General features: G+C 59.8%; 22 protein-coding genes and 1 pseudogene. All 23 read left to right on the top strand.

Annotated elements, in window-relative coordinates; genetic code table 11:
• A pseudogene (locus HWX36_RS32695) lies at nt 1–94 on the top strand (elongation factor Tu); the annotation flags it as partial.
• 287 nt (nt 95–381) lie between these two features.
• Nucleotides 382–693, top strand: coding sequence for a 30S ribosomal protein S10 (rpsJ, locus tag HWX36_RS32690; RefSeq protein WP_004199280.1), 312 nt, complete (start codon nt 382–384; stop codon nt 691–693).
• 177 nt (nt 694–870) lie between these two features.
• Nucleotides 871–1,521 carry a 50S ribosomal protein L3 gene (gene rplC, locus HWX36_RS32685; protein WP_006482922.1) on the top strand — a complete coding sequence of 217 codons (651 nt, stop codon included), beginning with the start codon at nt 871–873 and terminating at the stop codon, nt 1,519–1,521.
• Complete coding sequence (gene rplD, locus HWX36_RS32680) at nt 1,521–2,141, top strand: 50S ribosomal protein L4 (protein WP_006477192.1); 621 nt, start codon at nt 1,521–1,523, stop codon at nt 2,139–2,141. Before rplC ends, rplD begins: the two co-directional genes overlap by 1 nt.
• The gene (rplW, locus tag HWX36_RS32675; RefSeq protein ID WP_004199275.1) at nt 2,138–2,452 is read left to right on the top strand and encodes a 50S ribosomal protein L23; all 315 of its coding nucleotides are present in this window, start codon (nt 2,138–2,140) and stop codon (nt 2,450–2,452) included. The genes rplD and rplW overlap by 4 nt, the downstream gene beginning before the upstream one ends.
• Before the next feature lie 2 nt (nt 2,453–2,454).
• Nucleotides 2,455–3,282, top strand: coding sequence for a 50S ribosomal protein L2 (gene rplB, locus HWX36_RS32670; RefSeq protein ID WP_006482900.1), 828 nt, complete (start codon nt 2,455–2,457; stop codon nt 3,280–3,282).
• 10 nt (nt 3,283–3,292) lie between these two features.
• The gene (gene rpsS, locus HWX36_RS32665; protein ID WP_004199273.1) at nt 3,293–3,568 is read left to right on the top strand and encodes a 30S ribosomal protein S19; all 276 of its coding nucleotides are present in this window, start codon (nt 3,293–3,295) and stop codon (nt 3,566–3,568) included.
• Between the two features lie 12 nt (nt 3,569–3,580).
• Nucleotides 3,581–3,910, top strand: coding sequence for a 50S ribosomal protein L22 (rplV, locus tag HWX36_RS32660; protein ID WP_004199272.1), 330 nt, complete (start codon nt 3,581–3,583; stop codon nt 3,908–3,910).
• Nucleotides 3,911–3,921: 11 nt separating this feature from the next.
• Nucleotides 3,922–4,722 carry a 30S ribosomal protein S3 gene (rpsC, locus tag HWX36_RS32655; protein ID WP_006482899.1) on the top strand — a complete coding sequence of 267 codons (801 nt, stop codon included), beginning with the start codon at nt 3,922–3,924 and terminating at the stop codon, nt 4,720–4,722.
• Nucleotides 4,723–4,724: 2 nt separating this feature from the next.
• Nucleotides 4,725–5,141, top strand: a complete 417-nt coding sequence (gene rplP / locus HWX36_RS32650) for a 50S ribosomal protein L16 (RefSeq protein ID WP_006482873.1) — start codon at nt 4,725–4,727, stop codon at nt 5,139–5,141.
• 9 nt (nt 5,142–5,150) lie between these two features.
• On the top strand, nt 5,151–5,345 hold the full coding sequence (rpmC, locus tag HWX36_RS32645; protein WP_006400652.1) for a 50S ribosomal protein L29: 195 nt from the start codon (nt 5,151–5,153) through the stop codon (nt 5,343–5,345).
• Entirely contained in the window at nt 5,342–5,614 is a 273-nt protein-coding gene (gene rpsQ, locus HWX36_RS32640; RefSeq protein ID WP_006477189.1) for a 30S ribosomal protein S17, read from the top strand. The genes rpmC and rpsQ overlap by 4 nt, the downstream gene beginning before the upstream one ends.
• Nucleotides 5,615–5,923: 309 nt before the next feature.
• Nucleotides 5,924–6,292, top strand: a complete 369-nt coding sequence (rplN, locus tag HWX36_RS32635) for a 50S ribosomal protein L14 (RefSeq protein ID WP_006482918.1) — start codon at nt 5,924–5,926, stop codon at nt 6,290–6,292.
• 9 nt (nt 6,293–6,301) lie between these two features.
• Nucleotides 6,302–6,610, top strand: coding sequence for a 50S ribosomal protein L24 (gene rplX, locus HWX36_RS32630; RefSeq protein WP_006477187.1), 309 nt, complete (start codon nt 6,302–6,304; stop codon nt 6,608–6,610).
• 16 nt (nt 6,611–6,626) lie between these two features.
• Nucleotides 6,627–7,166, top strand: coding sequence for a 50S ribosomal protein L5 (gene rplE / locus HWX36_RS32625; protein WP_006482882.1), 540 nt, complete (start codon nt 6,627–6,629; stop codon nt 7,164–7,166).
• A 7-nt stretch (nt 7,167–7,173) separates the two neighbouring features.
• Nucleotides 7,174–7,479, top strand: a complete 306-nt coding sequence (gene rpsN / locus HWX36_RS32620; protein WP_011350676.1) for a 30S ribosomal protein S14 — start codon at nt 7,174–7,176, stop codon at nt 7,477–7,479.
• A 14-nt stretch (nt 7,480–7,493) separates the two neighbouring features.
• Nucleotides 7,494–7,889: a 30S ribosomal protein S8 gene (gene rpsH, locus HWX36_RS32615; protein ID WP_006477185.1), complete on the top strand. Its 396-nt coding sequence runs from the start codon at nt 7,494–7,496 to the stop codon at nt 7,887–7,889.
• An 18-nt stretch (nt 7,890–7,907) separates the two neighbouring features.
• Nucleotides 7,908–8,438, top strand: a complete 531-nt coding sequence (gene rplF, locus HWX36_RS32610; RefSeq protein ID WP_006758786.1) for a 50S ribosomal protein L6 — start codon at nt 7,908–7,910, stop codon at nt 8,436–8,438.
• A 12-nt stretch (nt 8,439–8,450) separates the two neighbouring features.
• On the top strand, nt 8,451–8,816 hold the full coding sequence (rplR, locus tag HWX36_RS32605; protein WP_006477183.1) for a 50S ribosomal protein L18: 366 nt from the start codon (nt 8,451–8,453) through the stop codon (nt 8,814–8,816).
• 14 nt (nt 8,817–8,830) lie between these two features.
• Nucleotides 8,831–9,349, top strand: a complete 519-nt coding sequence (rpsE, locus tag HWX36_RS32600; RefSeq protein ID WP_006482895.1) for a 30S ribosomal protein S5 — start codon at nt 8,831–8,833, stop codon at nt 9,347–9,349.
• 15 nt (nt 9,350–9,364) lie between these two features.
• Nucleotides 9,365–9,547 carry a 50S ribosomal protein L30 gene (gene rpmD, locus HWX36_RS32595; protein WP_006400644.1) on the top strand — a complete coding sequence of 61 codons (183 nt, stop codon included), beginning with the start codon at nt 9,365–9,367 and terminating at the stop codon, nt 9,545–9,547.
• A gap of 26 nt (nt 9,548–9,573) precedes the next feature.
• Nucleotides 9,574–10,008, top strand: coding sequence for a 50S ribosomal protein L15 (gene rplO, locus HWX36_RS32590; RefSeq protein WP_006482880.1), 435 nt, complete (start codon nt 9,574–9,576; stop codon nt 10,006–10,008).
• Between the two features lie 42 nt (nt 10,009–10,050).
• Nucleotides 10,051–11,400: a preprotein translocase subunit SecY gene (gene secY, locus HWX36_RS32585; RefSeq protein WP_072443819.1), complete on the top strand. Its 1,350-nt coding sequence runs from the start codon at nt 10,051–10,053 to the stop codon at nt 11,398–11,400.
• The last annotated feature ends 3 nt before the right edge of the window (nt 11,401–11,403 follow it).

Raw genomic sequence — 11,403 nt, 5'->3', positions numbered from 1 at the left:
TGCTCCGATCGCGATGGAAGAAGGTCTGCGCTTCGCAATCCGCGAAGGCGGCCGTACGGTCGGCGCCGGCGTCGTCGCCAAGATCATCGAGTAATTTCGACGATCCACGGATCCCGACGGGATCCGTGATTCCGCGGTATGCAGTCCGTACCGTCTAAACCGGGTGTCCAGCTTGCGCTGGCGCCCGGTTTTGTTTTTCCGTGGCGAGAAAGCGAGGGGTGAGAAACTCGCACCATCGCTCCAGAATTTCGTGTAGAATCGCGGGCTTAGCAGTGGAAGTACCGTCCGGAACCTGATGTCTCGCTCCCCGCAGGCGTCATGTTTCACGTTCTTTTAGTGTCCGGCGATGCAACATCGCCTCGCTCTTTCCAAGGAATCGTCATGCAGCAACAGAAAATCCGCATTCGCCTGAAGGCATTCGACTATCGTCTGATCGATCAATCGGCTGCCGAAATCGTCGATACCGCGAAGCGGACTGGCGCAATCGTCCGTGGCCCGGTGCCGCTGCCGACGCGCATCCAGCGTTTTGACATCCTGCGTTCGCCGCACGTCAACAAGACGTCGCGCGATCAGCTCGAAATCCGTACCCACCAGCGCCTGATGGACATCGTCGATCCGACCGACAAGACGGTTGACGCGCTGATGAAGCTCGATCTGCCGGCTGGCGTCGACGTGGAAATCAAGCTGCAGTAAGGCTTCCAGCGCCGACCGGCTTGCCTGGCGGCGCTAAGTCTTTGATTGCTTGCAGAAAACGCAGGGTCGGGCTATAATGCTTGGCTTTTCGCGTATTCGCGTAAAAAAGTTGGGCCTTGCGTGCCCGGCATTTTGTAAATCAGCCCCGACCAATCGCAGTCGGGAATGGAGAAAATGATGAGCCTTGGACTCGTAGGTCGCAAGGTTGGCATGACCCGTATCTTCACGGCGGAAGGGGATTCGATTCCCGTCACCGTGCTGGACGTGTCGGACAACCGCGTGACGCAGATCAAGACTGTTGAAACCGACGGCTACACGGCCGTGCAGGTTGCATTCGGCTCCCGTCGTGCCTCGCGCGTGACGAAGCCGCTGGCAGGTCATCTCGCCAAAGCCGGTGTCGAAGCCGGTGAAATCCTCAAGGAATTCCGCATTGACGCGGCCAAGGCAGCCGAGCTGTCGAATGGTGCCGTGGTCGGTGCTGATCTTTTCGAAGTGGGCCAGAAGGTCGACGTGCAAGGCGTGTCGATCGGTAAGGGCTACGCCGGTACGATCAAGCGTTACAACTTCTCCTCCGGCCGTGCCACGCACGGTAACTCGCGCTCGCACAACGTGCCGGGCTCGATCGGTATGGCGCAGGATCCGGGTCGCGTTTTCCCGGGTAAACGCATGACGGGTCACATGGGTGACGTGACGGTGACGGTGCAGAACCTCGAAATCGCTCGTATCGACGCAGAGCGCAAGCTGCTGCTCGTGAAGGGTGCGATTCCGGGCGCGAAGGGCGGCAAGGTCTTCGTGACGCCGGCCGTCAAGACCAAGGGGGCGAAATAATGGAACTCAAGCTCCTGAACGAAAATGGTCAGGAAGGTGCAGTGGTCAACGCATCGGACGTCGTGTTCGGTCGTGACTACAACGAAGCGCTGATCCACCAGGTCGTCGTCGCTTACCAGGCGAATGCTCGCCAGGGTAACCGCGCACAGAAGGACCGTGAGCAAGTCAAGCACACGACCAAGAAGCCGTGGCGCCAGAAGGGTACGGGCCGCGCTCGTGCCGGTATGTCGTCGAGCCCGCTGTGGCGTGGCGGTGGTCGTATCTTCCCGAATTCGCCGGAAGAAAACTTCTCGCACAAGGTCAACAAGAAGATGCATCGCGCAGGTCTCTGCTCGATCTTCTCGCAGCTGGCCCGTGAAGGCCGTCTGTCGGTCGTTGAGGACATCATCCTCGAAGCGCCGAAGACCAAGCTGCTGGCCGACAAATTCAAGACCATGGGTCTCGACTCCGTGCTGATCATCACCGACACGGTTGACGAAAACCTGTACCTGGCATCGCGCAACCTGCCGCACGTGGCAATTGTCGAGCCGCGCTACGCTGACCCGCTCTCGCTGATCTACTTCAAGAAAGTGCTGGTCACGAAGGCTGCGGTCGCCCAGATCGAGGAGTTGCTGTCATGAGCGAGATTCGCAAGAACGATCATCGTTTGATGCAGGTCCTGCTCGCACCGGTGATCTCGGAAAAGGCGACGCTGGTTGCCGACAAGAACGAGCAAGTCGTGTTCGAAGTCGCACCGGATGCCACGAAGCAGGAAGTGAAGGCGGCTGTCGAGCTGCTGTTCAAGGTCGAAGTTGATTCCGTCAACGTGCTGGTTCAGAAGGGCAAGCAAAAGCGCTTTGGCCGTTCGATGGGCCGCCGCAAGGACGTGAAGAAGGCGTACGTTTGCCTGAAGCCCGGCCAGGAAATCAACTTTGAAGCGGAGGCCAAGTAATCATGGCAATCGTGAAAGTTAAGCCGACATCGCCGGGTCGCCGCGCGATGGTCAAGGTGGTCAACAAGAACCTGCACCAGGGCAAGCCGTTCGCGGCGCTGCTCGACTCGCAGAGCTCGACCGCCGGCCGTAACAACAACGGCCGTATCACCACGCGTCATAAGGGTGGTGGTCACAAGCAGCACTACCGTATCGTCGATTTCCGTCGCACGAAGGATGGCATTCCGGCAAAGGTCGAGCGTCTCGAGTACGACCCGAACCGTAGCGCGAACATCGCGCTGGTGCTCTACGCAGACGGCGAACGTCGCTACATCATCGCCCCGAAGGGCCTGACCGTCGGCCAACAGCTGATGTCGGGTTCGGAAGCGCCGATCCGTGCAGGCAACACGCTGCCGATCCGCAACATTCCGGTCGGTACGACGATCCACTGCATCGAGATGCTGCCGGGCAAGGGCGCGCAAATGGCGCGTTCGGCTGGTACGTCGGCCATGCTGCTCGCACGTGAAGGCGTCTACGCGCAGGTTCGTCTGCGTTCGGGCGAAATCCGCCGCGTACACATCGAGTGCCGTGCAACGATCGGTGAAGTCGGCAACGAAGAGCATAGCCTGCGCCAGATCGGCAAGGCTGGCGCGAACCGCTGGCGCGGTATCCGCCCGACGGTGCGTGGCGTTGCGATGAACCCGGTCGATCACCCGCACGGTGGTGGTGAGGGCAAGACGGCTGCAGGTCGCGATCCGGTTAGCCCGTGGGGTACTCCGGCTAAGGGTTATCGCACCCGTAGCAACAAGCGCACGACGACGATGATCGTCCAGCGCCGTCACAAGCGTTAAGGAGTAGGCAATGGCACGTTCTGTTAAAAAAGGTCCGTTCTGCGACGCCCATTTGCTGAAGAAAGTTGAGGCGGCTGCAGCTTCGCGCGACAAAAAGCCGATCAAGACCTGGTCGCGTCGCTCGACGATTCTGCCGGATTTCATCGGCCTGACGATCGCTGTTCACAACGGCCGTCAACACGTTCCGGTGTACATCTCGGAAAACATGGTCGGCCACAAGCTTGGCGAGTTCGCACTGACCCGTACGTTCAAGGGTCACGCAGCCGACAAGAAGGCCAAGAAATAAGGGGCAATCAAGATGGAAGTGAAAGCAATTCATCGCGGTGCCCGCATCTCGGCGCAAAAAACGCGCCTTGTGGCTGACCAGATCCGCGGTTTGCCGGTCGACAAGGCGCTGAACGTTCTGACGTTCTCGCCGAAGAAGGCGGCTGGCATCGTGAAGAAGGTTGTGCTGTCGGCAATCGCGAATGCGGAGCACAACGAAGGCGCCGATATCGACGAGCTCAAGATCAAGAGCATCTACGTCGACAAGGCTGCATCGCTCAAGCGTTTCACCGCGCGCGCCAAGGGCCGCGGTAACCGCATCGAGAAGCAATCCTGTCACATCACTGTGACGGTCGGGAATTAAGGAGCCATACGATGGGACAGAAAATTCATCCGACTGGCTTCCGCCTGGCTGTCAGCCGCAATTGGGCTTCGCGTTGGTACGCGAACAACAACAATTTCGCGGCGATGCTGCAGGAAGACATCGGTGTTCGTGAATACCTGAAGAAGAAGCTGAAGAACGCTTCGGTCGGTCGGGTCGTCATCGAGCGTCCGGCGAAGAACGCGCGCATTACGATTTACAGCTCGCGTCCGGGCGTGGTCATCGGCAAGAAGGGCGAGGATATCGAGCAGCTGAAGACGGAACTGCAACGCCGCATGGGCGTTCCGGTTCACGTCAACATCGAAGAAATCCGCAAGCCGGAAACCGATGCTCAGCTGATCGCTGACTCGATCACGCAACAGCTCGAGCGCCGGATCATGTTCCGTCGCGCGATGAAGCGTGCGATGCAGAACGCGATGCGTCTGGGTGCCCAGGGCATCAAGATCATGAGCGCGGGCCGTCTGAACGGTATCGAAATCGCTCGTACGGAGTGGTATCGCGAAGGTCGCGTGCCGCTTCACACGCTGCGTGCCGATATCGACTACGCGACTTCGGAAGCGAAGACGACTTACGGGATCATCGGCGTCAAGGTGTGGGTCTACAAGGGCGATACGCTCGGCCGCAACGACGCACCGGTGGTGGAAGAAGTAGCCGAAGACAAGCGTCCGCGTCGCAATGCGCGTCCGGGCGACCGTCGTCCGCGCCGTGACGGCGAAGGCGGCGCTCCGGGTGCTCGTCGTGGCGCACCGCGCCGTGGCGCCGGCAAGCCCGAAGACGGCAAGACTGGAGAATAACGATGCTGCAACCGAAACGCAGAAAGTATCGTAAAGAGCAGAAGGGTCGTAACACTGGCAAGGCGACGCGCGGCAACGCAGTGTCGTTCGGTGAATTCGGCCTGAAGGCGATCGGTCGCGGTCGTTTGACCGCACGCCAGATTGAAGCGGCGCGTCGTGCAATGACGCGTCACATCAAGCGTGGCGGCCGCATCTGGATCCGGATCTTCCCGGACAAGCCGATTTCGCAGAAGCCGGCCGAAGTGCGTATGGGTAACGGTAAGGGTAACCCGGAGTACTACGTCGCCGAGATCCAGCCGGGCAAGATGCTCTATGAAATGGACGGCGTAACCGAAGAACTGGCACGCGAAGCGTTCCGTCTGGCTGCAGCCAAGCTGCCGCTGAAGACGGCGTTCATCGTGCGCCAGCTCGGCGCCTAAGGAGAAAATATGAAGGCTTCCGAACTTCTCCAGAAAGACCAGGCCGCGCTCAACAAGGAGCTGGCGGACCTGCTGAAGGCGCAATTCGGCCTGCGCATGCAACTCGCGACCCAGCAGCTCACGAACACGAGCCAGCTGAAGAAGGTTCGTCGCGACATCGCACGTGTGCGGACCGTCATGACTCAGAAGGCGAACCAGAAATGAACGATAGCGTGAAAACCTCGCTGAAGCGGACGCTGGTCGGTCGGGTCGTCAGCAACAAGATGGACAAGACCGTCACCGTGCTGATCGAGCACCGCGTCAAGCACCCGATCTACGGCAAGTATGTCGTGCGTTCGAAGAAGTACCACGCGCACGATGAAGCGAACACCTACAACGAAGGCGATCTCGTCGAAATCCAGGAAACGCGTCCTGTTTCGAAGACGAAGGCCTGGACGGTTTCGCGCCTCGTCGAAGCAGCTCGCGTCATCTAAGCGGGCAGAGCAGTAGGCAGTAACAAGCACTTCTCCGCGAAGTGCTTGAAATCGCAAAGTATTTGCTTGCGTGACCAGGATTATTTGTTATAATCCTGGTCTTCCCTCTTTATGGGAGCCCCGTCGCGGGCGAAGTTGGTGGGGGAAGCGGACTGGCGCCTGCCTGTCCGAAAGATTCACCGAATTGCGATGGCGGGTTTCGTTTGCCGTCGCTGCTGTTCCAACCCAAGCAGCCGATTGGCTGACGGGACCAAGACTGACCGAATGCATCATGGTGGTGCATCCGGATTAAGTTGGGAAAGACAAACCATGATCCAGACCGAATCTCGGCTCGAAGTAGCCGACAACACGGGTGCACGTGAAGTCCTGTGCATCAAGGTGCTCGGCGGCTCGAAGCGTCGTTATGCCGGCATTGGCGACATCATCAAGGTGAGCGTCAAAGAGGCAACGCCGCGCGGGCGCGTGAAGAAAGGCGAAATTTACAACGCCGTGGTGGTCCGCACCGCCAAGGGCGTGCGCCGTCAAGACGGCTCGCTGATCAAGTTCGACGGCAACGCCGCTGTGCTTTTGAATAACAAGCTCGAGCCGATCGGCACCCGTATCTTCGGGCCGGTCACGCGTGAGCTGCGTAGCGAACGATTCATGAAGATCGTTTCGCTGGCGCCGGAAGTGCTGTAAGGAGTCGCGATGAACAAGATTCGCAAAGGTGACGAGGTCATCGTCGTCACTGGCAAGGACAAGGGCAAGCGCGGCGTCGTGCTGGCTGTCGGTGCAGAGCATGTGACGGTTGAAGGTATCAACCTCGTCAAGAAGCATGTGAAGCCGAACCCGATGAAGGGTACGACGGGTGGCGTGGAAGCGAAGACGATGCCCCTGCATATTTCGAACGTCGCACTGGTCGACGCGAATGGCAAGGCGTCGCGTGTTGGCATCAAGGTCGAGGAAGGCAAGAAGGTTCGCTTCCTGAAGACGACCGGTGCCGTACTGAGCGCCTGACGCAGCGGAGTAAAAAATGGCTCGTTTTCAAGAGTTTTACAAAGAAAAGGTTGTGCCCGGCCTGATCGAGAAGTTCGGTTACAAGTCGGTCATGGAAGTGCCGCGCATCACCAAGATCACGCTGAACATGGGTCTTGGCGAAGCGATCGCTGACAAGAAGATCATCGAGAACGCCGTTGGCGACCTCACGAAGATCGCTGGTCAGAAGCCGGTCGTGACGAAGGCGCGCAAGGCAATCGCAGGCTTCAAGATCCGCCAGGGTTACCCGATCGGCGCGATGGTGACGCTGCGTGGCCGTGCAATGTACGAATTCCTCGACCGTTTCGTGACGGTTGCCCTGCCCCGCGTGCGTGACTTCCGCGGCGTGTCGGGTCGTGCTTTCGATGGCCGTGGCAACTACAACATCGGTGTGAAAGAGCAGATCATTTTCCCCGAAATCGACTACGACAAGATCGACGCACTGCGTGGGCTGAACATCAGCATCACGACGACTGCGAAGACCGACGACGAAGCAAAGGCTCTGCTCGCCAGCTTCAAGTTCCCGTTCAGAAACTGAGGTTACCGTGGCTAAACTGGCACTGATCGAACGTGAAAAGAAGCGCGCCCGCCTGGTCGCGAAGTTCGCAGCAAAGCGCGATGCGCTGAAGGCGATCGTCGAAGACCAAAGCAAGTCGGAAGAAGAGCGCTACGAAGCACGCCTTGAGCTGCAGCAACTGCCCCGCAACGCAAACCCGACCCGCCAGCGTAACCGCTGCGCGATCACGGGCCGTCCGCGTGGCACGTTCCGTAAATTCGGCCTCGCGCGTAACAAGATTCGTGAAATCGCATTCCGTGGCGAGATTCCTGGCCTGACCAAGGCGAGCTGGTAATAGGAGAAACGTAAATGAGCATGAGTGATCCTATCGCCGATATGCTGACTCGCATCCGCAACGCGCAGATGGTCGAGAAGGTATCGGTTGCGATGCCCTCGTCGAAGGTCAAGGTTGCAATCGCGCAAGTCCTGAAGGACGAAGGCTACATCGACGATTTCGCTGTCAAGGCGGAAGGTGCGAAGTCCGAACTGAATATCGCGCTGAAGTACTACGCGGGCCGCCCGGTCATCGAACGCCTCGAGCGCGTGTCGAAGCCTGGTCTGCGCGTGTACCGTGGCCGTAACGACATTCCGCAGGTCATGAACGGCCTCGGTGTGGCAATCGTGTCGACGCCGAAGGGCGTGATGACCGACCGCAAGGCGCGCGCTACCGGCGTCGGCGGCGAAGTCATCTGCTACGTCGCTTAAAGCCGAGGAGAGAGAAACATGTCTCGAGTAGGTAAGAGCCCGATCGCGCTGCAAGGCGCGGAAGTCAAGCTGGCCGACGGTGCAATCACCGTCAAGGGCCCGCTGGGCACCATCACGCAAGCGATCAATCCGCTCGTGAACGTGGCGAACAACGACGGCACGCTGAATCTGTCGCCGGTCGACGAAAGCCGCGAAGCAAATGCACTGTCGGGCACGATGCGCGCGATCATCGCGAATGCCGTGCACGGCGTGACCAAGGGTTTCGAGCGCAAGCTGACGCTGGTTGGCGTCGGTTACCGTGCGCAAGCGCAAGGCGACAAGCTGAACCTGTCGCTGGGTTTCTCGCACCCGGTGGTGCACCAGATGCCGGAAGGCGTCAAGGCCGAAACCCCGACGCAAACCGAAATCGTGATCAAGGGGATCAACAAGCAACAAGTCGGTCAAGTAGCTGCGGAAGTGCGCGGTTACCGTCCGCCGGAGCCCTACAAGGGCAAGGGCGTGCGTTATTCCGACGAGGTTGTGATCCTCAAAGAAACGAAGAAGAAGTAAGGGTGCGCAATCATGGATAAGACTCAATCTCGCCTGCGCCGCGCTCGCCAGACGCGTATCAAGATCGCTGAGCTGCAGGTCGCGCGTCTCGCCGTGCATCGCACGAACACGCACATCTACGCTCAAGTGTTCTCGCCGTGCGGCACCAAGGTGCTCGCCAGCGCGTCGACGCTCGAGGCAGAAGTGCGTGCCGAGCTCGCCGACAAGTCGGGCAAGGGTGGCAACGTTAACGCCGCGACGCTGATCGGCAAGCGTATTGCCGAGAAGGCCAAGGCCGCCGGCATCGAATCCGTCGCCTTCGACCGCTCGGGCTTCCGCTACCACGGCCGCGTGAAAGCGCTGGCTGAGGCAGCTCGCGAAGCTGGGCTCAAGTTCTAAGGAAGGAATTCGTCATGGCAAAGATGCAAGCGAAAGTTCAGGCTGACGAGCGCGACGACGGCCTTCGTGAAAAGATGATTTCGGTCAACCGCGTGACCAAGGTCGTGAAGGGTGGCCGTATTCTCGGCTTCGCCGCACTGACCGTGGTTGGCGACGGCGATGGCCGCATCGGTATGGGCAAGGGCAAGGCGAAGGAAGTGCCGGTCGCTGTCCAGAAGGCAATGGAACAAGCTCGCCGCAACATGTTCAAGGTGCCGCTCAAGAACGGCACGCTGCAGCACGAAGTGCACGGCAAGCACGGCGCGTCCGCCGTCCTCCTCGCTCCGGCGAAGGCAGGTACGGGCGTGATCGCCGGCGGCCCGATGCGCGCAGTGTTCGACGTGATGGGCGTTCAGAACGTTGTGGCGAAGAGCCACGGTTCGACGAACCCGTACAACCTCGTTCGCGCCACGCTGGACGGCCTGCGCAAGCAGTCCACCCCGGCAGACATCGCGGCGAAGCGCGGCAAGTCCGTCGAAGAAATTTTGGGCTAAGCCCGGGTGGTCACCATGTCTGAAAAAACTGTCAAGGTTCAGCTCGTTAAGAGCCTGATCGGGACCCGCGAATCGCACCGCGCGACCGTGCGTGGCCTGGGCCTGCGCCGACTCAACTCGGTCAGCGAGCTTCAGGACACGCCGGCGGTCCGCGGCATGATCAACAAGGTCTCGTACCTCGTTAAGGTCATCGCGTAAGCGGCCCTACGGATCAAGGAGTTGATATGGAATTGAATAACCTGAAGCCGGCAGCTGGCGCCAAGCACGCCAAGCGTCGCGTCGGCCGTGGCATCGGTTCGGGCCTCGGCAAGACGGCTGGCCGTGGTCACAAGGGTCAGAAATCGCGTTCGGGCGGCTTCCACAAAGTCGGTTTCGAAGGCGGTCAGATGCCGCTGCAACGTCGTCTGCCGAAGCGCGGCTTCACGTCGCTGACGAAGGAATTCGTCGGTGAAGTGCGCCTGGGCGACCTCGAGAAGCTGCCGGTCGACGAGATCGATCTGCTCGCACTGAAGCAAGCCGGCCTGGTCGGCGAGCTGACGAAGAGCGCAAAGATCATCGCGACGGGCGAACTGAAGCGCAAGATCGTCGTGAAGGGTCTCGGTGCCACCAAGGGTGCGCGCGCTGCGATCGAAGCGGCTGGCGGTTCGTTCGCCGAGTGACACGCGTAGCGCGTCGTCACTTGCATTCATCGGAGAAGGTACTTGGCTAACAGCCCGAGTCTTGCAAAACCCGGTCGAAGCACGGCGAAATTCGGCGATCTGCGCCGGCGAGCAATGTTCTTGCTCCTGGCGCTGATCGTCTATCGCATCGGCGCGCACATCCCCGTGCCGGGCATCGATCCGGATCAACTGGCTAAGCTGTTCCAGAGCCAGGCGGGCGGCATCCTGGGCATGTTCAACATGTTCTCGGGTGGCGCGCTTTCCCGCTTCACGATCTTTGCGCTGGGGATCATGCCGTACATCTCGGCGTCGATCATCATGCAGTTGCTGGCGATCGTATCGCCGCAGCTCGAGGCGCTGAAGAAGGAAGGGCAGGCAGGGCAACGGAAGATCACGCAGTACACGCGGTATTTCACCGTGGTGCTCGCGACCTTCCAGGCGTTCGGTATCGCGGCTGCGCTGGAAAACCAGCCGGGCCTCGTCACCGATCCCGGCATGCTGTTCCGTCTGACGACGGTCGTGACGCTGGTTACCGGCACGATGTTCCTGATGTGGCTCGGCGAGCAGATTACCGAGCGTGGTCTGGGCAACGGCATCTCGATCATCATCTTCGGCGGGATCGCAGCAGGGTTCCCGAATGCCGTCGGTGGGTTGTTCGAGCTGGTGCGTACGGGTTCGATGAGCATCATTTCGGCGATCATCATCGTCGTCCTGATTGCCGCGGTGACTTACCTGGTCGTGTTCATCGAACGCGGTCAGCGCAAGATCCTCGTGAACTACGCGAAGCGCCAGGTCGGCAACAAGATCTACGGTGGGCAGTCGTCGCATCTGCCGCTGAAGCTGAACATGTCGGGTGTGATTCCGCCGATCTTCGCATCGTCGATCATTCTGTTCCCGGCAACGATTCTCGGCTGGTTCAGTACCGGTCAGCCGACGGGAAGCTGGATTTCCAATACGTTGCATAACGTTGCGGAAGCGCTGAAGCCGGGCCAGCCGGTCTATGTGCTGCTGTACACGCTGGCGATCGTGTTTTTCTGCTTCTTCTACACCGCACTGGTGTTCAACAGCAGGGAGACCGCAGATAACCTGAAGAAGAGCGGCGCGTTCGTTCCGGGTATCCGTCCGGGCGATCAGACCGCGCGATATATCGACCGCATCCTCACGCGTCTGACGCTGGCCGGTGCGATCTACATCGTCTTCGTGTGTCTGCTGCCGGAGTTTCTGGTGCTGCGCTGGAACGTGCCGTTTTATTTTGGTGGAACGTCGCTGCTGATCATTGTCGTCGTCACGATGGACTTTATGGCGCAGGTGCAGTCGTACGTTATGTCGCAACAGTATGAGTCGCTGCTCAAGAAGGCCAACTTCAAGGGCGGCAACATCCCAACGCGTTAATAA

This window comes from Burkholderia sp. BCC0405, from assembly GCF_902833075.1.
In the GTDB taxonomy this organism is placed as follows: Bacteria; Pseudomonadota; Gammaproteobacteria; order Burkholderiales; family Burkholderiaceae; genus Burkholderia.
This window is presented reverse-complemented; position numbering and strand designations above follow the sequence as displayed.

Excerpts from the sequence above, each read along its gene's own strand:
- rpsJ (WP_004199280.1), top strand. The coding sequence starts at position 382 with ATGCAGCAACAGAAAATCCGCATTCGCCTGAAGGCATTCGACTATCGT.
- rplC (WP_006482922.1), top strand. The coding sequence starts at position 871 with ATGAGCCTTGGACTCGTAGGTCGCAAGGTTGGCATGACCCGTATCTTC.
- rplD (WP_006477192.1), top strand. The coding sequence starts at position 1,521 with ATGGAACTCAAGCTCCTGAACGAAAATGGTCAGGAAGGTGCAGTGGTC.
- rplW (WP_004199275.1), top strand. The coding sequence starts at position 2,138 with ATGAGCGAGATTCGCAAGAACGATCATCGTTTGATGCAGGTCCTGCTC.
- rplB (WP_006482900.1), top strand. The coding sequence starts at position 2,455 with ATGGCAATCGTGAAAGTTAAGCCGACATCGCCGGGTCGCCGCGCGATG.
- rpsS (WP_004199273.1), top strand. The coding sequence starts at position 3,293 with ATGGCACGTTCTGTTAAAAAAGGTCCGTTCTGCGACGCCCATTTGCTG.
- rplV (WP_004199272.1), top strand. The coding sequence starts at position 3,581 with ATGGAAGTGAAAGCAATTCATCGCGGTGCCCGCATCTCGGCGCAAAAA.
- rpsC (WP_006482899.1), top strand. The coding sequence starts at position 3,922 with ATGGGACAGAAAATTCATCCGACTGGCTTCCGCCTGGCTGTCAGCCGC.
- rplP (WP_006482873.1), top strand. The coding sequence starts at position 4,725 with ATGCTGCAACCGAAACGCAGAAAGTATCGTAAAGAGCAGAAGGGTCGT.
- rpmC (WP_006400652.1), top strand. The coding sequence starts at position 5,151 with ATGAAGGCTTCCGAACTTCTCCAGAAAGACCAGGCCGCGCTCAACAAG.
- rpsQ (WP_006477189.1), top strand. The coding sequence starts at position 5,342 with ATGAACGATAGCGTGAAAACCTCGCTGAAGCGGACGCTGGTCGGTCGG.
- rplN (WP_006482918.1), top strand. The coding sequence starts at position 5,924 with ATGATCCAGACCGAATCTCGGCTCGAAGTAGCCGACAACACGGGTGCA.
- rplX (WP_006477187.1), top strand. The coding sequence starts at position 6,302 with ATGAACAAGATTCGCAAAGGTGACGAGGTCATCGTCGTCACTGGCAAG.
- rplE (WP_006482882.1), top strand. The coding sequence starts at position 6,627 with ATGGCTCGTTTTCAAGAGTTTTACAAAGAAAAGGTTGTGCCCGGCCTG.
- rpsH (WP_006477185.1), top strand. The coding sequence starts at position 7,494 with ATGAGCATGAGTGATCCTATCGCCGATATGCTGACTCGCATCCGCAAC.
- rplF (WP_006758786.1), top strand. The coding sequence starts at position 7,908 with ATGTCTCGAGTAGGTAAGAGCCCGATCGCGCTGCAAGGCGCGGAAGTC.
- rplR (WP_006477183.1), top strand. The coding sequence starts at position 8,451 with ATGGATAAGACTCAATCTCGCCTGCGCCGCGCTCGCCAGACGCGTATC.
- rpsE (WP_006482895.1), top strand. The coding sequence starts at position 8,831 with ATGGCAAAGATGCAAGCGAAAGTTCAGGCTGACGAGCGCGACGACGGC.
- rpmD (WP_006400644.1), top strand. The coding sequence starts at position 9,365 with ATGTCTGAAAAAACTGTCAAGGTTCAGCTCGTTAAGAGCCTGATCGGG.
- rplO (WP_006482880.1), top strand. The coding sequence starts at position 9,574 with ATGGAATTGAATAACCTGAAGCCGGCAGCTGGCGCCAAGCACGCCAAG.